The sequence below is a fragment of the Staphylococcus sp. TCBT05 genome (assembly GCF_055179755.1).
On the sequence record NZ_JBUQDQ010000005.1, the window covers coordinates 930,269 to 949,379 of the forward strand.

Sequence of the window (19,111 nt, forward strand, 5' to 3'; positions counted from 1 at the left end):
TTTCTTTAAAGTATAAATCCTAGTCCGAAACCTTCTAATTCACCTTTATAAAATCCACCAGTTAACTGTTGTAATTTATTATTTTTTAGATGGCAACGCATGAATGCACCTTTGTAATAAGATCGTGGTGGTTGTGGTGTGATGTCTAAGTGTATATTAGTGATGTCATTCGATTTAAACCATTGTTCCCAACGACGCAGTGCTTGAATTGTTTTGTGATCATATGGAAAAAGTTGGCTTAACAAGTTTAATTGTTCAGTTGTTTTAGTCGTTAATAATTGAACAACAGGGTGTGCTGAACCTAGTTGTGTTGTTAATTCAGATATATTGCGTTCTTGAATTAAATTTAAGATATCTTGAGTTTGTTCATTTGCCGATAATAATAAATCTATAAGTTGATAGTGACCTAAAATAACAAAATCTATATCATCGTTTAACGTTGTTTGTATAAATTTGTAAAATGTTAAAAAATCGTCTTGCATATCGCTAACAGTAGGGTTATAGTGCTCGATTCCTAGTTGTGTGTATACCTCATTGTCACGAACGATGGGTCCTGTGTAAGCTACCCTTTGATATTGTGGTGGATAGTTACTGTAATAACGTAATAATTGATCGGTAAAATCATTGCGCAGCGCGTAAATATGATGATCATGTTGCCAAAAACTACGTTCAGTCATTTGTTGTAAATCGTCCTTTGTCAACGATTGCCACGACAATGACTCTATAAAGCTAAAATCTACTAAATTAAAGTCATTATCTTGAAAATGCTTTAAAAATGACAATTCATATTCTTTGTTTTTTATCAATGCAGTTGTATTCATATTATGACCACCTTTTTACTTTTACTCTCTACCGAACTAAAGTGTAATGATAAAATATACTGTAACATAGTTGATTTTTTAATTCAATAAATATTCTGAAAATAATAAAATTTCAAAAGCCTAATTTATTGAGAATGTAGATTATAGTATTGAAATACCCCAGTTTTAGAATGTGAAAACGGGGGTAGTGTAGGCTGTTAAACTATAAAAAAATAGCCATGTAAACAAAATGATGTCGAGTTAATATAACATCAATTGTTACATAGCTGTTGAGTATGTGAGGTATTCAATGTGATTACAGCAAATATTAATCGTTGCAATGAGCATACTGTATTTAGAAAGAATTATCTAGTTGAAACGATTGTGATTTAACGTATAAATGTAAAATAGGGCGTGCTAGATTTATCTTAAGTTGGCACCATAATTTAAATACTGTTTCTTTTTATCTTCAGGTACCATATTTCCACCGGTAGACCATACAATATGTGTTGCTTGATCTGTAGGTATGCCTTGTGTTTTAGCTTGTTTAATCGTCGCTCTGATTCCATCGAACCCAGAAGCGGCTGAAGGCTCAATAAATATATCCTCTGTTTGATGTAACATTGAAATATAACGATACATTTGTTGGTCATCAACAGTAAAAACGCCAAAGAGTAAGTGATTCATTATTTGACCTACTAGACGGGATGGCCTAGATACTGCTAAACCGTCTGCAGCTGTGCGACCATCTAAGCCAATATCTGTTACGGCAATTTGATCATGGAGTTGTGTCATCATGCCAAGTAACATACAAGGTGCATGTGTAGGTTCGGCAAATACACAATGAACATGTGGTCCAAGTATTTGTTTAAGTCCAAAGGTAACGCCTCCGGGACCGCCACCGACACCACAAGGTAAATAAACAAATAATGGATGATCGGCATCGACAACTATGCGGTTATCTTGTAGTTGTTGTTTTAATCGTAATGCAGCAACGGTATATCCTAAAAATAAATCAGCAGAACCTTCATCATCTACGAAATGACATGTTGGGTCACTTGCGGCTAATTTTCGGCCTTCAGCAACCGCAAATTGATAATCTGATTGATGTTCAATGACGTTAACACCGTATCGACGAAGAAGGTCTTTTTTCCACTGACGGGCATCGCTAGACATATGTACGTCAACGGAAAAACCTAACTTAGCACTCATTATGCCAATACTTAATCCCAAATTGCCCGTTGATCCGACAGCAATCTTATATTGCTTAAATAGTTGACGATAGGTATCTGTTGCTAAAATTTTATAGTCATCATTATAAGTTAAGTCACCAGCTGTTTGAGCAACGGATTCGGCAAATTTTAATACTTCATAAATACCGCCACGCGCTTTAATTGAACCAGATATTGATAATTCGTGATCGCATTTTAACCAAAGGTTGGCATATGTGTTGTCACCAAATTGATGGGACAACTGTTCTTGCATTGCTGGAATTTGCTTTAATGGAGATTCTATTATGCCATTTAATGGTTCTGTCTCTGGGAAGACGTGACGAATATAACTCGCAAAACGCTCTAATCTTGCTGCCGCATCTTCTATATCTTCGATTGTAAAAGGTAACTCATTATTTGAACCGTAATTTGGATTATGCCAAAAGGTTGGCGTATAGGTTTGCAATGTTGAAATTAAAGGATTTGATTGTTGTAATTGTTCGATATTTAGCATATGCATCCTCCTAGTAAGGGTTGTCTTGTAACATCATTATCATCATTATATCAAAATTATAAGCTGCGTTTGTAATGGTAACTGGGGGAGCGCCTGTGAAAAGAAATGCTACATAGTTAAAGTTATTCTAAAAAAATCGGTCCTTTGAGATATGTATTGGATATTGGAATATATATCATAATAAAAAATAACCAGTAAATGTGTCTAAAGACATTTACTGGTTAGATAATTTGGATGAATTCATTTGTCTGAGTAATATTTTTTTAAGCTGATACCTCAGACTTATTATATTTACAAAATTTAATATTATTGAATAGCTTTTTAAAGGGGTGTCTACGACCTGGTCGTGATAGTCACCATGCAATTATAGGATTATAACAAGCAAACACTGTAGTTAAAGTGAGTGACTGTTATAGTTTAGTTAGTATAATGAATTTAACATAACAATAGTTACAACTATGCTAATGATTTGAATTATTTTTTGAAAGAATTTCTTAATTTAGAAAACCAGCCACTTTTGGATGATACAGTCAAACCGCTTGGCTTTGATGCTTGTGCCTTGAGTTCTGAGCCAAATTCCATTGCTTCTTTCATTAAATAAGCTTGTGAATTTAATGGTGATAAATTGTTTTGTATATAATGGTAATGACCTTCATTATCTTGGAAGCGTCCTTTTTGATTATCAGACAATTGTAAGTTCATATAGTTCAATAATCTTTGACCGATCACTTTGTCTTCAATAGGGAACAAGATTTCGACTCTTTTAATCATGTTTCTAGTCATCGCATCTGCAGAAGATAGATAAATTTTTTCGTCCCCATTATTATGGAAATAATATATTCTAGAATGTTCTAAAAAGCGACCAACAATACTGACAACTTCAATATTGTCACTAATCCCAGGTATACCTGGTTTAAGGCAACAAATCCCACGTATAATTAATTGGACTTTAACACCTGCACAAGATGCTTCGAATAATTTTAAAATAATATCTTTGTCTGTTAGAGAATTCATCTTCATTATAATTTTGCCATTCCCATGTTCTCGATGTGCTCGAATCTCACAGTCAATTCGATCAATAAAGACATCTCTGATATCAAACGGTGCAACGATAATTTTATTATAATCTGGTTTAACCGAATAACCGCTAAGATAATTAAAGAATTTTAAAGCGTCGTCAGCAATTTCTTTGTCAGTAGTGATAATCCCCATATCAGTATAGATTTTTGCAGTTTTATCATTGTAGTTGCCGGTACCTAGATGAACGAAAGAAGTAAGCTTATTATTTACACGTTTAACGACTAAGGCTATTTTGCTATGTGTCTTTAAATTAGTCATACCGTAAATAACATGACAACCAGCATCTTCTAACATTCTCGCCCAATGGACATTGTTTTCTTCATCGAAGCGGGCTTTCAATTCAACCAATACAGTTACTTGTTTCCCTTTTTCAGCAGCTTCTTTAAGACTATTTATAATTGGCGAGTCTTTACTGACCCTGTATAATGTTTGTTTAATAGCAATGGTATTGGGATCTTCAGCAGCATCACGTATAAAATCAACAATGGGTTCAAAGGATTCATACGGGTGATGGAAAAAGATATCTCGTTCTAGAGATAAATCAAATAAATTATGTGTGCCTAATGAACTTGGCAATTGTGGTACATACTTTCTATAAGTCAGATGACTTAATTTATTTGATAGATGATCAACTAAACCAAAAAGCATAGTTAAATCTAAAGGTCCATCTACAAAGTAAACTTCTTCATCTTTCACATCTAATTGATTCATAATCCAAACAATATCTTCGTAAGCAGCATGACGTCCGTCAACTTCTAAACGTACAGCACTACCACTCTTACGTTCCTTTAAGAAACGTTCAATCTCAATTAATAAGTCTTCGGCGCCTTCTTCATGAATTGATAAATCGGCATTACGTGTAATTCTAAAGGTAAATGTGTTGAGTACCTCATATCCAGTGAATAATTCATTGATAAAGAAGGTGATAATATCTTCAACCATGATAATATATTGCTTATTACCTTCGTTTAAATATACAAAACGAGGTATCAATGATGGAATTTGAACAATAGCAGAATTGATTGCATCATCGGTATCGATATCGACAAAAATATTTAAACTTTTATTATTGAGTTTTGGGAATGGATGATATGCATCAATTCCTAATGGAGTTAGTGTAGGTAATATATTTGATTTGAATTCGGTTGCCAATTGTTCTAATAGCGCATCATCAAGCGCTTCTGGTGTGACAATTTCGACTTGATATTGACGCAACTCGTTCACAAGTTCGTTATAGCGTTGATATTGTAAGTCGACATAGCGCTTATTCTTCAACTTAATTTCATTGAGTTGTTGTCTGGGTGTTAACTGTGCTTTATTTTCAGGTTTATCGTATCCTAGCTTAACTTGGTCTTGTAGGCCGGCAACACGAACCATAAAAAATTCATCTAAATTAGAACTAAATATTGATATAAAGTTCAGTTGTTCAAGTAGGGGATTATTTTTATCTTGTGCTTCTTGTAATACACGATAATTAAAATCTAACCAACTGAGTTCCCTGTTATTATAATATTGTGGTAAATTCAAATCTTTTTCTCCCAAATTTCTTTGCATAATGACTATTACACCTCGTTATAAACTAAAATCATGTTTTGATAAACATAATTTATCATATGAATTTTAAGATTTTGTAAAGATAATTGAAAGGTCTGACTTTAATATTTTCTCGATGTGTTTCTTTTGTCGTTGTGCTTGATATTCTTCTGAAATTGGCTCACCAGAATAATAGATGTTGAGCGTATATTGCCCATCTTCTTCTGTTAAGTTGACCTTATCTACAGAGCTTGTATGAGAAATATTTAAAGCATTGACAAATTTAATGATTCCCCCTAAATATTGGATGTTGTCAAAGGCTTTACCGTGTAACCATTTTGTTTCGTTGCTAAAATATTTCAGCAATGATTTATTTTTAAAACTAGCAAGTAAAGCGAGTTTGACGCGTTCTTCGTGTGAAAATCCATCAATCATAGAGTTAGCGATAATGTAATACGTATGTGGTGAACTAGAATCAGAATCGATAAAGCTACCTAAGTAGTACAGAAACGCACCCTCAGCGAATAGTCTTTGTTCTGCTTTTGTGACATCAATCGCTTTGAAATCAATCAATTGTGATAGTAAAGAGTGAGCAAGTTTGACCCGTTGTTCAGCACTTTCCTCTTCAATGCCATACTCATTTGCTAAATGATATAAGGCATCTTTACGGATATTGTCCTTTCTAAATTCCTTTGGATAACGTTCGCTAATTAATTTCATAACGTATCCCTCACGTAAACCTTTTCTTGAAAAGGTGAATTGAGTAGCATTTATTTTGTTAAATAATGTTCTAAACACCGAAACAGCTGGTAGGATGATGTCGACACGATCTCTACTTAACCCATCAATATCCTTTAATTCATCTCTAGAACTTTTCTTGATAATGGAATATACTTCATCGATATTTTCTTCAGACATCTTGTAGTTGTGGACTCCACCAATTGGATAAGAATGTTCTGACTGGTGGATACGTGCTACGTTTCGTGCAGAACCACCAATACCTACGAGCGAAACGTGTTGCTCCTTCAACCATGGTAGTTGATCGAATTGTTTGGCGATATATTTTTCCATTGCTTTAATAGCGTTTTTATCATTATGGTTCTTACCTTCGAAGAACTTTTTCTTTAAGGTAACGACACCGAAAGGGAAACTGTGAGCTTCTATTAAACTCTTATCTTTAAATAAGGTTACTTCGGTAGAACCGCCACCTATATCTATTGATATACCATCTTGAATGTCGGTTGTATGTGTAATTGCATAAAAGCCATAAAACGCTTCTTCAGTTTCTGGAATAATAGTCATTTCAACATCTAAATGTTTTTTTATAAAAGCGATAATTTCTTCGCTATTTTTTGATTGTCTAATCGCAGCAGTTGCAATGGGATGTAATTCATTTACTTTGAACTTTTTAGCTACTTTCTTAAAGCTGCTTAAGGTCTTTGTTAGCACGTTAATGCCTTCATCGTTCATCGTTAAATCATCTGTTAAATATTGGCTTAATCGCGCTGGAGTTTTAATATTTAATAATTCATTTAGTCCAGTCTTAGTATCAAATTCAAAGATAACGAGTCTGATTGTATTAGAGCCAATATCTATTAAACCTATTCGTTCCATATTTGCCTCCTAGTTAAGTAGGTGATCATAGTATCTATACTATATTTACCCAAATTGTTAATTATATATTACATGATTTGAAAAGTTTTGTGTGCAATATAATTCGATTTGTTCAAAGGGGGAGTATGGGGTGTTTTGCTTAATTATCCTATAAAGAAAGAAAAAGAGAGGCAAGGTTGTTTTGGTTTAATATTACGAACTATTGCCTCTCATATATTAAGTTGTTAGACCTAATATAAATGGTTATTTAATTTTTAGAGGACCTCCTGGACCTAAAGGCCAACCAAGTAAATACCATACAATCATAAATAATGGCCAAACGATACTTAAGATAATGGTGTATGGCATCAAACTAGATAATAAAGATCCGAGTTTCATATCTTTATCATATTTTTGAGCATACGATAATAATAATGGCAAGTAAGGCATCATTGGTGTGATTGGGTTACTAATAGAATCACCGATACGATATAACATTTGTGTGAATGCTGGATGGAAACCTACAAGCATTAACATAGGGACAAATATTGGTGCAAGAATGCCCCATTTTGCTGAAGCACTTCCAATAAGTAAATTAATCAATGCACTCAATAAAATAATGCCTAGAATAAGCACTATACCATTCTGACCTTGTAAAATAGCAGCCCCTTTAACTGCAACAATGACACCCAAATTACTCCATTCTAAAAAGGCTAATAATTGTGCAGCAAAGAATACGATGACGATAAATGATCCCATTGATGCCATTGAATCAGCTAACATTTTGCCTAAATCCTTTGTACTATTAAACACTTTCATCATTACACCATAGACTAAACCTGGCACTAAAAAGAGGATAAGGATAAGTAAACCAACACCATTAATAATTGGTGCATCATTGAGCAAACTTCCCGTTTTCGCATTTCGTAAAAAGCTATGCTCAGGTATAGCGCATAATATGATAACCAGTATAACAATGAAGAAACTTATATTAGCCCAAAATACTGCGCGATTTTCTTCCTTGGTTAAGCTGTCATTGTTATCATCAGCATTGATGTCGGCATTAGTATCATCATAAGTGCCGAGTCTAGGAATTACAAAGCGCATGGTAACCCAATAAACTGCAGGTAATAACACGACGACGCTTGCCGCGATAAAATACCAGTTCATCGCTACATTAACAGGCACATCTTTCGCGACGATTTGGGTAGCTGGCTTTGTAAAAGCATAAAGTAACGCGTCAGACATACCAATCATAAAGTTAGCTGAAAAACCACCGATAGCTGAGGCATATGCCATTGCTAATCCAGCAATAGGATGATAACCCAATTTGATAAATACCATTGCTGTTAGAGGGGGTAAGACAATAGGTGCAGCATCTCCAGCAGCATTACCTAAGATTCCAATTATGATGATGACCGGTACAATAAACTTTTTAGGTGCTTTATGTACAACTTGAACCATTAATTTATCAAAATATCCAGTCTTTTCAGCAACACCAATACCTAACATAACCGCTAAGACGAGACCTAAAGCTGGGAATTCGGAAAAATTTTTAATTGAATCATTGAGAATCATCATAAGTCCGTCTTTACTTAATATGCTTTTAATAACGATCCTATCACCTGTACCAGGATGTTTGACTGTGACATGAAATAATGACACAATCCAGGTCAATACGGCCAAACCAACACACATAAGAAAGAACAAAATACTAGGGTCAGGTAGCTTGTTCCCAATCAGTTCAACAATATTTAAAAATCTATCAATAGGTGACACTTTCCTTTTTGAGTTTGAAGACATAATATCTACCTCCCAAATAAGTTAACGAAAGTATAACAAAATTTCTATGTAAATAGAATGAAAATTCTAAAATTTTGTATATTTGAAAAAAACCGAGTGTTTTTGAGAAGGACTTTAAATGCTGCATATGTTGTTGCGTTTTAAAATAAGCTATTTCGGTAATAGTCAATATAAAAGGGGAAGAAGGAATAAATATTTGAAGAGGAGTAGTGATATGCTATGGGAAGACTAGATAATAAGGTTGCGGTGTTAACTGGTACAAGTACAGGTATTGGCAGAGCAACTGCTCAAGTCATGGCAGCAGAAGGAGCACATGTTCTAGCAGTAGACGTAACAGACAAGGTACACGACGTTGTAAATGAAATAAATAATAAAGGATATAAAGCGTCAGGATATATTGTTGATGTTTCCGATGCAAATGCCGTAGAACAATTTGCAGAATCGGTTAAATCATCATTTGGAACTATTGATATCCTCTTTAATAATGCTGGTATAGATAATGCAGCAGGTCGAATTCATGAATATCCAATAGAAGTGTTTGATAGTATCATCAATGTAGATTTAAAAGGAACCTTTTTAATGACAAAATTCACATTACCATTAATGATGGATAAGGGTGGATCTATTATTAATACTGCCTCATTTTCAGGACAGGCAGCAGACTTAAATCGTTCAGGATACAACGCAGCAAAAGGTGGGGTGATTAACTTCACACGTTCAACTGCGATAGAATATGGTCGTGAGAATATTAGAGCGAATGCTATCGCACCAGGTACGATTGAAACACCATTAGTTGATAAATTGACTGGTACAAAAGAAGATGAAGCGGGCCAAGCATTTAGAGAAAATCAAAAATGGGTAACGCCTTTAGGTCGATTGGGTAAACCAGAAGAGATTGGTAAATTAGTTACTTTCTTAGCTTCTGATGACAGCTCATTTATAACTGGTGAAACCATCACAATTGATGGTGGTGTAATGGCGTATACTTGGCCAGGTGAAATGTTGAGTGATGATGATTGGAAACGCACTACTAAATAACGCCATGATCAAACAAAAATAATAGAAACTTATCATTGAAGCAGCGAAATGAATTTTAATGAATGCGCAAAATCTTTAATGAGCATAAAACAACGTCAATTTCTATTTAAGTCCCTCACATTGGGAATTGTTCGAATAGAAATTGACGTTTAATATTTATATAGAAGATAGCATCTTTTGTTATTCTATAATTTACTTAAGGTGTTCAAAGACAAAGATAGCTAGTGAATGCACTTCTACTCTATTCAAGTCTGTCATATAATCATTTAAATAGAGTGAGTTATTAAAGATTTACCAGATAATACTTTCTACAACATCATCATTTAATGATTTGACGATTTCAGTCACTAAAGCAACTGAGTTCTTATAATCATCGGTATGCAGTACTGAAACATTTGAATGCATATAACGTAAAGCGACACCTATTGACACAGTTGGCGTACCTTCATTTGCAACATGAATACTACCAGCATCAGTCCCACCGCCAGCAGTAGTATCTAATTGAATTGAGATGTTGTGCTTTTTAGCAACTTCCTTAATATGTTTTGTGAAGCCAACATGTCCAATGTTTGTAGCGTCCATGATTATAACGACTGGGCCATTACCGATAGCTGTATCACTAACTTGACCAGACATTCCAGGTGTGTCATATGCAACAGCTACATCGACTGCAATTGCTAAATCAGGTTTAATTTTATTCGCTGCAACTTTAGCACCTCTTAATCCAACCTCTTCTTGAACATTCGCACCGGCAACTAAATTGATATTGATGTCGTCTTCTTTTAAGTTGTTTAGCACGTCTACCGCAAGTGCACAACCATAACGATTGTCAAATGCTTTAGCAGTTAAATATTTATTGTTTGCTAGGGTTTCAAATTCACTATAAGGTGTAATCATATTGCCTAAATCAATACCATATTGTTCAGCTTCTTTTTTACTTTTAACACCGATATCGATAAACATGTCTTTAATTTCGACGTTTTTCTTACGCTCTTCAGGAGTTAAGACATGTGGTGGTTTACATCCGATAATACCTCGAATTTTTTTACCGCTATCTGTTGTTACTGTGACTTTTTGAGATAACATCACTTGATTCCACCAACCACCGATTGGTGTAAACTTCAAGAATCCGTCTTTATCAATTTTAGTTACAATAAAGCCTATTTCATCTAAGTGACCAGCGACCATTAATGTTTTGTGACCATCTGTTGCTGTCTTTTTCCCGAAAATGCCACCAAGATTATCTTCAACGATTTCATCACTAACAGGTGTTAAATATGCTTTCATTGTTGATTTTACTTCCATCTCGTGCCCTGCAATTCCGTCTATATCAGTTAGTGTTTTTAGTAGATTAACTGAATTGTCCATTTTAATTCCTCCCATTTATAAGAATACATATAGTTTACCACGAAACGAAGTGGCTTATCATGCGAACAAGCTGTGTGATAATCCTATATATCAATTCCTAGTAAAACACTAAGACAAATTTGATGCAATCATCACTATTTCATGTTTCAATTGAATTAATAATTGAAGAGAGGGGTTTATCATATGTCAGAAATCAAACACTTAACCATTGGAGAACAGCGAGCACCTATCACAGTTGAATCATTTATTAACTTTGCTTGTCCATATTGTAAAAATTACTTTAAAGCTGCTGACAAGACTTTACAAGATTTAATCGCTAATGGAAAGGTGAAGCATGTCATAAAGCACTTTGATAAAACAAAACAAGGTTTATTGAAGGGGACTGTAGCGAACATCTATTTAGACTATGAACAACCACAAGAAACATTGAATTTTATACATCAATTATATGATACGCAGCAAACATGGAAACAAAGCTTTGCCATAATAGAGAAAAAGATGGAAGAAGACTTTAAATTAACACCGCAACAAGCAGCAGATGAGCGCTCATTGGCAATCACAAAAGAAGCCTTTGAACGTGGAATCGGAGGAATTCCCACAGTATTCATTAATGGTGTGAAATTTGAATTTAACCCTTTAGAAGATAGTGAAGCGGAAATAGCAACAAAATTAACCGAGCAATTAGCAATAAATGAATAGTGAATAAATAACTGAACATGTCAGGATAAATAACTCTGTTACACTGACATGTTCAGTTCTATTTATGACAAGTCTGTTTAATGGCTATCAATGAGCTTCAATTTATAATCATTGATAGATTGTAGCTGTCCGTCTTTTTGTTTAATAATAATATGTTCTTTAGAAATTTGTGTTGGTGATACGACGCCGACAGCAGCTGCAATATTGAATAAACCTTCGTGGAGACTCGTGACGAAATTAGTTACACGGTATTTCTTTTCATCGATGATTAACCCTTTTTCACGCTTAGGATCAGTTGTAGCAACACCTACAGGACATGTATTCATATGACATTGTTGGCTCATGATGCATCCCACACTGATCATCATCCCCCTTGCAATATTGATTAAGTCTGCACCTAACCCAAGTGCAATGGCTATTTTATCTGGGGTGATTAACTTACCAGAAGCAAATATTTTCACTTTATCTCGAATGCCGTGTTGTTCTAATTTTGCAGATAAAATGGGTAACGCAGTAAATAATGGTAACCCAACACGATCTTCAAGTTCTTGGAACGTAGCACCAGTACCACCTTCACCACCATCTACAGTAATAAAGTCAGGGTATTGATTTGTTTCAATCATAGTTGTTACAAGACTTTCAATTTCAGCAACACTACTGATTACAATTTTAAAGCCCACAGGTTTTTGTCCGTATTGTTGTAACTCAGTAACCCAATTAAGTAGTGCTTGTGGATTATCAATGTCTGTAAATCTATTTGGTGAGTTGATAGTCTTCCAAGGTTCAACCTTCCTAATTTCAGCAATTTCTTCAGTAACCTTATTACCTTGCATGTGACCGCCACGCGTTTTCGCACCTTGTGCTAGCTTAATTTCAAAGGCTTTGATTGCATCTTGCTGTGCTAAATTACGAAAGGCACTTAAATCAAAATGCCCATCTTTATCACGAACGCCGAACAGTCCTGGTCCAATTTGGAATATAATATCTACGTTACCAGCCAGGTGATACTTAGATAAACCACCTTCTCCAGTATTCATCCAAGTGCCGGCTTGTCCAAGTCCTTTCGATAGTGCAGTGATTGCATGGCTACCTAAAGCACCATAACTCATTCCTGATTGGCCTACAAGACGCTTAATCTTAAACGGATAGGCTAAGTTTGGTCCTAGTACGACTTGGTCTGAGTCTGATAAATAATAAGGATCAATTTCAGTTTTATGTCTATGTTCATCTCTATCGAATAAACGCTCGTTATCAATTTGGTAAATAAAGGTTGAAATCATAGGTGATTGATCGATACGCAGTTCAGTTGTTTGGAGCGGAAACATTGTATTTTGAATGTAGAACCCGTCTTCGTAATCTTCTTGTGTACCAAAACTAGACATTCTAGAGTTATATTTTCCAGCTAATACGATATTAGTGAAATCATTTCGAGAAAATGGTTTACCTTTTGTATCGGGTAAAAATAAATACTGCCTCATTTCAGGGCCGATTTTTTCAAAGAAGTAGCGTACCCGTGCTAATAATGGATAATTACGCAATACACTATGTTGCTTTTGGCGTTTGTCTTTAAATAGCAATAATCCCCCAATAATTAATATGCTAATTAAAAATAATACTAAAATAATATTTACTATGAACTGAAGTATTGTCAGTAAAGTCATAATAATCCCCCCATTTATCTATATACTACATCGAAAAGTAAGTTTTGTAACAACAGTAGAAATAACAATAAAAATAAATATTATTAAAAATGAAGTTAGAATTAAATGCTTTTGGATTAAATAAAAACCTTAGTGAATGTAAATGATTATGGTATATTAAAAATAAACAATAAGGACGGTGACTTATGATTAAATCATCTAGTACAAACAACATGAAAAATCAGCCATACTTACCCTGGGATAAACCTACAATGGCAAGGAAGGATTTTATAATTATCCCACTCTATATATTAGTAAGTTATATCATGCCCTTAATCGTTTTTGCATTTAGCTATATTCTATTACTTGCCTTAAATCTAAAAAATGAAACTATACTAGAGGCACATATAACCCAAATATTTGGAAGTATTTTAGGTTCAGTTATTATTCTCATTGTCTTTATGGCACTCTATCCAAAGGTGTCATTTATTAAATTAACGTTTGATAAATTAAGTAAAGTGCCTCGATACATATTATTAATCATTGCAACGTATATTGTTATTATAATCGCAACACCAGTTTATGATTGGCTGATCCACTTTTTACCAAAGTCACTACAATTTAGTGTGACGCAAAATCAACAGAGTCTTGAGCAATTATTTGAAAGTCATTGGATGTTGCCATTCGTATTTATAGATATTGTGATTTTGACACCAATTATAGAAGAATTAATCTTTCGTCATATTTTAATTCATGAGCTTGGTAAAAAAATCTCGTACGGCTTTGCAACAGTCATATCTGTCATAGCATTTTCGAGTATTCATGTATTAAATGCAACTTCACCCTTCGAAATTGGCGGTTATTTCATTATTGCGATTGGTTTAACACTCGTATATTTGAAAAGTGATAAAAATTTAGCAGTTTCAATCACACTACATGCTTTAATTAATTTTGTATCATTTATCACTATTGTATGTACGTCGTAACATCATTTAATAGAATTGCTTACGCTATGTTTAATCCTTCATATCATTTTAGTTAGGAAGAAATGTTAAATATCAAAGTTGTGTTACATTAAAATGGGTATGATATAACCAGTGAGACAAATGAATTGAGGTAGGTTAAAAAGATGCTAGAGATAAAGGATGTATCTTATACAGTAGACAATAGAACAATTTTAAGTGACATTAATTTAACTATCAATAAAGGTGATACTATAGCAATAATTGGACCTTCAGGGAGTGGGAAGAGCACACTATTTCGCTTGATTAGTAATTTGATAAGTCCAACACAAGGTGCACTATATTATCAACAGCAAAATTATGAGCAGATAAACCCGGAATCATTGCGTATGGATGTAAGTTATTTACTACAACAAAGTGATTTGTTTGAAACGACGATAGCAGATAATTTAGCATTTTCGGCACAAGTGAGAGATGAACATTTTGACAAAAAGAGGGCGAAGCAGTTATTAAAAGCTGTTGGCTTAGATCATTATAAATTGGATGCTAAAGTTCAACGTTTATCTGGTGGGGAGCGTCAGAGAATTACTATTGCCAGACAGTTGATGTATTTACCTAAAGTTTTATTATTAGATGAAGCAACGAGTGCATTAGATACTCAAAATCGTAATAGAGTTGAAGAACTTATTTTTAGTTTAGCGAAGCAGGGTGTGGCTATACTGTGGATTACACATAGTAAAGACCAAAGTTTACGTCGTTTTAACAAGCGATTACATTTGGTAGATGGACATATAGAGAAAGAGGAAGTGTTAAGATGAGTACGACAGCATTAGCCCTTACTGGCTTGTTATTGCTATTTCCTATCATAGTGTCTTATAAAGAAAAATTACATATCATCAAAGATTTATTAGTGTCGACAATTCGTGCAGTTATACAATTAGTAATCTTAGGGTATTTATTACATTTTATCTTTAATATTAATCAAAAATGGGTGCTAATTATCTTTGTACTTATCATCATTGTTAATGCAGCATGGAATACGATTGGCAGAGCTTCCGTTGTGATGCATCATGTATTTCTAATTTCATTAATTTCAATATTTATCGGAGTAGCATTGCCTTTAGTAGGTGTGGTACTGACGGGAGCGATTGAATTTAAACCCAATGAAGTTATTCCAGTATCAGGTATGTTAGCGAGTAATAGTTTAATCGCTATTAACTTAGCTTATCAGAATTTAGATAGAGAATTTGTAAAAGAGATGAGTCAAATTGAATCTAAATTAACTTTAGGTGCAAACCCAAAATTAGCATCGAAAGATACGATTAGACAAAGTATTAAGACGGCAATTGTGCCAACAATAGATTCTGTAAAAACATATGGTATTGTATCAATACCAGGAATGATGACAGGTTTAATCATTGGTGGTGTAGCCCCTTTAGATGCTGTTAAATTCCAATTAATGGTTGTATTTATTCATACAACTGCAACTATTATGTCCGCTTTATTAGCGACATATTTGAGTTATAAGCAATTCTTTAATCAGCGTGATCAACTTATAGCGAGAGAGATGGTTCAACGATAAGCCATTTTCTTGTTTAAATATGACAATGTACAGAAGTTAAGTATCGATTGATATAGACAGTAAATGAATGTCTTTGGTCATACTTAACTTCTGTTTTTATGATGTATTTTTTTATAAAGGATTTCAATAAAATTGATGCTAAGAATCAAAAGGCAGTTTAACCAAGGGAAAGTTTAGCTCTAATACTATAAATTTAATAATTAAATCATGATAATTATAACGATATGATTAAAAGTTATTTAAACACATTAAGTCATCGTTTATAATAGAGAAGTTATGAAATTTTATAATAAATCGAACGGAAAGGAGTGGGATTGATGTCTTCAATGCGAGTAGTGACCTTCATTTTAAGTATTTTCATAGTAGGAATGGTTGAAATGATGGTTGCAGGTATTATGAATTTGATGAGTCATGATTTAAATGTATCAGAAGCGATTATAGGTCAATTAGTAACCTTATATGCAATAACATTTGCAATTGCTGGTCCTATTCTAGTAAAGCTAACCAATCGATTTTCACCTAAACCAGTATTGTTATGGACATTGCTAGCATTTATTGTTGGGAACTTAATGATAGCGATGGCACCGAATTTTACAATACTTGTAGTTGGGAGAGTCATTTCTTCGGCAGCAGCTGCATTAATCGTTGTCAAAATATTGGCCCTAACTGCGCTACTGACGGCACCACAAAATCGTGGGAAAATGATTGGTATTGTATATTCTGGATTTAGTGGCGCTAATGTCTTTGGGGTACCTATAGGGACAATTATTGGTGATCTTGTTGGTTGGCGCTATACATTTATTTTTATCGTTATTGTTAGTGTGCTTGTCGGCATATTGATGTATATATATATTCCAAATTCAAACATCGAACCTTCATCGAATAACGATAACAAACAACAGACTAAGCAAGCTACAACAGGTCGAATTCTGCGACCTATTGAAGTAGCTAAATATTTAGCTATAACCTTCTTGTTATTAATTGCTAATTCAGTGACGTTTATTTATATTAATCCATTGATGCTATCTGGAGGGCATGATTTGTCATTTGTTTCAATAGCATTATTAATAAACGGTGTAGCAGGTATGATCGGAACATCAATGGGAGGTTTCTTATCTGATAAATTAACGAGTAAACGTTGGTTAACGATTGCAACTATATTGTTCATTGTAATGTTGCTGTCATTGAATTTCTTCTTAACAGGAACTGTGATGTTGTTAGCAATTATCTTTATTTGGAATATCATGCAGTGGAGTACAAATCCTGCAGTTCAGAGCGGGATTATTGAACATGTAGATGGTGACACAAGCCAGGTGATGAGCTGGAATATGTCTAGTTTAAATGCAGGTATTGCAATTGGCGGTGTTGTAGGCGGACTCGTTGTATCAAATCTAGATGTTCATGCAACTACTTATTTCTCTGCAACAATTGGTGTGATTGCCTTAATCATTATTATTAGTTTAAATCAACTTTCTAAATATAGAGTTAAACACGATTAATTAATGACTATTAATTGAGTGCAAGATAGCTTAGGGAAAAATATTGCAGCTATTAATATTAATTATGCATCAATATAAAATTGTACAGTTAAGAAAAATATGTTTCTTATGTATTGAGAAGGTTAACACTTTAAGGTTTTAGAAGAATGTATAACTGAAGAAACTTATGAAAGAAAAAAGTAGGATGAGACATTAATGTGTGTCCTTATAAGTTAACACTGAAAAGTGAACAACTTATAAGGAACCTTGCACACTGAAGTGTTTGTTATCCTACTTTTTTAATGTTTTTTATATGATATTTATTGTACTAAAGAGAGATGTATTATTTTGAAGTACTAAGCGCAATATATTGAGTGGACAAGTTAGCTCTTTTATTCGAAAAGTGTGCCACACCCAAAGCAAATAAAATATAAAGTATTGTACCAATGATATAACTCGTCTTTAAATCTGAGATAAGTAAATAACTTTGGTAAATTAAGACGATAATAGAACTAACGGCAATTGTTACTAATAAAGGATAAGGCACCTTTAAAGGCGAATTACGATAGGCATCGGGATATTTTTTAGGTAATTGAGTCACAGCTAATGCAGGAAATGCAAAGACAATTAATGAAATACCTGTTCCAAGTTGTGCTACTACATTTAACGACATGCCAGTAATGATTGGGATGACCCCTATTAGATAAAAGATAAATAATAGCCAATGAGGTGTGCCAAATCGTTGGTTAACTTGACCTAATGATTTAGGGAGATAACCATCTTTGATAGCAATCAATAAACTTTTTGTAACCCATGTAAATGTAGAATTTAGCGTTGTGGCGAGAGCGAACATCGCACCTCCTACCATAAAAAATATAAACGCAGGTGTCGGTAATACCTTATGCGCTACACTCGTAAGTGGTTGACCTGCAACTTCTGGTATCGGTAATACACCAACCGCAATAGAAGCTATAAAAGCATAAAGTAATCCAACAAATATTGTAGCCACAATAATCACAATAGGGATATCGCGTTTAGGATTTTTCATTTCGCCACCTAGTTCTGCTACTACTTGTGCACCACCTGTAGCAAAGGATACTAGACCTACTGCAGTAAAGAATCCAGTAAAGCCATCAGGGAACATTGTAGGTGTGTTGAAGACCTTGAAGTTAACATGTGGGAATCCTAAAATAATAAAGCATGATAATGCAATAATCAATGTGATAACCATTAAATTACCAACTATAGAAGCGGATTTTACTCCGACAATATTGACGATGAACAATAATGTTATAAGTATAAATGAAACTGTTCTTATTGGGATGCCAGGTAACAAACCTTCTAAATATTGTGCGAAGGACAGTGCATAGAGCGACAAAGTGATTTGCACTAACATGAACAATAACAACCAAAAAATACCAACCTTTGGTGATAATAATCGACTTGTATATTGGTACATACCACCAGTAGTTGGTAAAGCAGAACCTAATATTGCAATAGGAAACATTGTCAGTAATGTGATAAGAGACGATAATATAAAGGCTGGTGTAATACCACTACCGGTCATTTGAATGCCGATACCTGTGAGAGACATGACCCCAGCTCCGATTATTTGTCCAATGGCAATGCCCATGACATCTGTGAAGCCTAATACTTTCTTCAAATTATTCGTTTGTTCCATTTAATCACCCCTATAAAATTTAAATATTCAAAAATGAATAAAAATAGAATAGCATAGATTATACATAATTCCTAGTATGTTTATCGGAAAACTTTGTTTAGGAGTCGATTTTGATTAATTATAGATTAA

At 33.9% G+C, this 19,111-nt stretch carries 14 protein-coding genes; 6 read left to right on the forward strand and 8 right to left on the reverse strand.

Translation table 11 applies throughout. The features are described 5' to 3' along the window. Positions 1-5 precede the first annotated feature (5 nt). From ACY191_RS04135 to ACY191_RS04155, 5 genes are all read right to left on the reverse strand, one after another. Positions 6-821, reverse strand: a complete 816-nt coding sequence (locus tag ACY191_RS04135; RefSeq protein WP_229366556.1) for an ATP phosphoribosyltransferase regulatory subunit — start codon at positions 819-821, stop codon at positions 6-8. Between the two features lie 402 nt (positions 822-1,223). Beyond that, positions 1,224-2,525 (reverse strand): D-serine ammonia-lyase, encoded by a 1,302-nt coding sequence (locus ACY191_RS04140; RefSeq protein WP_463269907.1) that lies wholly within the window; start codon positions 2,523-2,525, stop codon positions 1,224-1,226. Between the two features lie 474 nt (positions 2,526-2,999). After that, positions 3,000-5,159: an RNA degradosome polyphosphate kinase gene (locus ACY191_RS04145; RefSeq protein ID WP_229366558.1), complete on the reverse strand. Its 2,160-nt coding sequence runs from the start codon at positions 5,157-5,159 to the stop codon at positions 3,000-3,002. A 66-nt stretch (positions 5,160-5,225) separates the two neighbouring features. Continuing rightward, a complete protein-coding gene (ppx, locus tag ACY191_RS04150; protein ID WP_229366559.1) occupies positions 5,226-6,752 on the reverse strand; it encodes an exopolyphosphatase in 1,527 nt (508 codons plus the stop codon). A 243-nt stretch (positions 6,753-6,995) separates the two neighbouring features. Beyond that, the gene (locus ACY191_RS04155; RefSeq protein WP_229366560.1) at positions 6,996-8,534 is read right to left on the reverse strand and encodes an AbgT family transporter; all 1,539 of its coding nucleotides are present in this window, start codon (positions 8,532-8,534) and stop codon (positions 6,996-6,998) included. Positions 8,535-8,753: 219 nt separating this feature from the next. On the opposite strand from ACY191_RS04155, the gene ACY191_RS04160 reads away from it, so the two are divergent. Continuing rightward, positions 8,754-9,572, forward strand: a complete 819-nt coding sequence (locus tag ACY191_RS04160) for an SDR family oxidoreductase (protein WP_229366561.1) — start codon at positions 8,754-8,756, stop codon at positions 9,570-9,572. A 291-nt stretch (positions 9,573-9,863) separates the two neighbouring features. On the opposite strand, the gene ACY191_RS04165 is transcribed toward ACY191_RS04160, so the two are convergent. Continuing rightward, positions 9,864-10,940 (reverse strand): M42 family metallopeptidase, encoded by a 1,077-nt coding sequence (locus tag ACY191_RS04165; protein ID WP_107526595.1) that lies wholly within the window; start codon positions 10,938-10,940, stop codon positions 9,864-9,866. Positions 10,941-11,123: 183 nt separating this feature from the next. Between ACY191_RS04165 and ACY191_RS04170 the strand changes: the two genes are divergently transcribed. Beyond that, positions 11,124-11,639: a thioredoxin domain-containing protein gene (locus ACY191_RS04170; protein WP_229366562.1), complete on the forward strand. Its 516-nt coding sequence runs from the start codon at positions 11,124-11,126 to the stop codon at positions 11,637-11,639. A 77-nt stretch (positions 11,640-11,716) separates the two neighbouring features. Here the strand turns inward: ACY191_RS04170 and ACY191_RS04175 are convergent, their stop codons facing one another. Further along, positions 11,717-13,300: an FMN-binding glutamate synthase family protein gene (locus tag ACY191_RS04175; protein ID WP_229366563.1), complete on the reverse strand. Its 1,584-nt coding sequence runs from the start codon at positions 13,298-13,300 to the stop codon at positions 11,717-11,719. A gap of 185 nt (positions 13,301-13,485) precedes the next feature. Between ACY191_RS04175 and ACY191_RS04180 the strand changes: the two genes are divergently transcribed. From ACY191_RS04180 to ACY191_RS04195, 4 genes are all read left to right on the forward strand, one after another. Further along, the gene (locus ACY191_RS04180; protein ID WP_042739224.1) at positions 13,486-14,265 is read left to right on the forward strand and encodes a CPBP family intramembrane glutamic endopeptidase; all 780 of its coding nucleotides are present in this window, start codon (positions 13,486-13,488) and stop codon (positions 14,263-14,265) included. A 143-nt stretch (positions 14,266-14,408) separates the two neighbouring features. Beyond that, positions 14,409-15,059 (forward strand): ABC transporter ATP-binding protein, encoded by a 651-nt coding sequence (locus ACY191_RS04185; RefSeq protein WP_107511841.1) that lies wholly within the window; start codon positions 14,409-14,411, stop codon positions 15,057-15,059. Continuing rightward, positions 15,056-15,823, forward strand: a complete 768-nt coding sequence (locus ACY191_RS04190) for an ABC transporter permease (RefSeq protein ID WP_042739226.1) — start codon at positions 15,056-15,058, stop codon at positions 15,821-15,823. The genes ACY191_RS04185 and ACY191_RS04190 overlap by 4 nt, the downstream gene beginning before the upstream one ends. 326 nt (positions 15,824-16,149) lie before the next feature. Continuing rightward, on the forward strand, positions 16,150-17,322 hold the full coding sequence (locus tag ACY191_RS04195) for an MFS transporter (RefSeq protein ID WP_405051326.1): 1,173 nt from the start codon (positions 16,150-16,152) through the stop codon (positions 17,320-17,322). Between the two features lie 322 nt (positions 17,323-17,644). Here ACY191_RS04195 and ACY191_RS04200 read toward each other — a convergent pair whose 3' ends face one another. After that, positions 17,645-18,982 carry an APC family permease gene (locus ACY191_RS04200; RefSeq protein WP_229366565.1) on the reverse strand — a complete coding sequence of 446 codons (1,338 nt, stop codon included), beginning with the start codon at positions 18,980-18,982 and terminating at the stop codon, positions 17,645-17,647. Between the last annotated feature and the right edge of the window lie 129 nt (positions 18,983-19,111).

Excerpts from the sequence above, each read along its gene's own strand:
- ACY191_RS04170 (WP_229366562.1), top strand. The coding sequence starts at position 11,124 with ATGTCAGAAATCAAACACTTAACCATTGGAGAACAGCGAGCACCTATC.
- ACY191_RS04175 (WP_229366563.1), bottom strand. The coding sequence starts at position 13,300 with ATGACTTTACTGACAATACTTCAGTTCATAGTAAATATTATTTTAGTA.
- ACY191_RS04190 (WP_042739226.1), top strand. The coding sequence starts at position 15,056 with ATGAGTACGACAGCATTAGCCCTTACTGGCTTGTTATTGCTATTTCCT.
- ACY191_RS04165 (WP_107526595.1), bottom strand. The coding sequence starts at position 10,940 with ATGGACAATTCAGTTAATCTACTAAAAACACTAACTGATATAGACGGA.
- ACY191_RS04140 (WP_463269907.1), bottom strand. The coding sequence starts at position 2,525 with ATGCTAAATATCGAACAATTACAACAATCAAATCCTTTAATTTCAACA.
- ACY191_RS04135 (WP_229366556.1), bottom strand. The coding sequence starts at position 821 with ATGAATACAACTGCATTGATAAAAAACAAAGAATATGAATTGTCATTT.
- ACY191_RS04180 (WP_042739224.1), top strand. The coding sequence starts at position 13,486 with ATGATTAAATCATCTAGTACAAACAACATGAAAAATCAGCCATACTTA.
- ACY191_RS04145 (WP_229366558.1), bottom strand. The coding sequence starts at position 5,159 with ATGCAAAGAAATTTGGGAGAAAAAGATTTGAATTTACCACAATATTAT.
- ACY191_RS04200 (WP_229366565.1), bottom strand. The coding sequence starts at position 18,982 with ATGGAACAAACGAATAATTTGAAGAAAGTATTAGGCTTCACAGATGTC.
- ppx (WP_229366559.1), bottom strand. The coding sequence starts at position 6,752 with ATGGAACGAATAGGTTTAATAGATATTGGCTCTAATACAATCAGACTC.
- ACY191_RS04195 (WP_405051326.1), top strand. The coding sequence starts at position 16,150 with ATGCGAGTAGTGACCTTCATTTTAAGTATTTTCATAGTAGGAATGGTT.
- ACY191_RS04155 (WP_229366560.1), bottom strand. The coding sequence starts at position 8,534 with ATGTCTTCAAACTCAAAAAGGAAAGTGTCACCTATTGATAGATTTTTA.
- ACY191_RS04160 (WP_229366561.1), top strand. The coding sequence starts at position 8,754 with ATGGGAAGACTAGATAATAAGGTTGCGGTGTTAACTGGTACAAGTACA.
- ACY191_RS04185 (WP_107511841.1), top strand. The coding sequence starts at position 14,409 with ATGCTAGAGATAAAGGATGTATCTTATACAGTAGACAATAGAACAATT.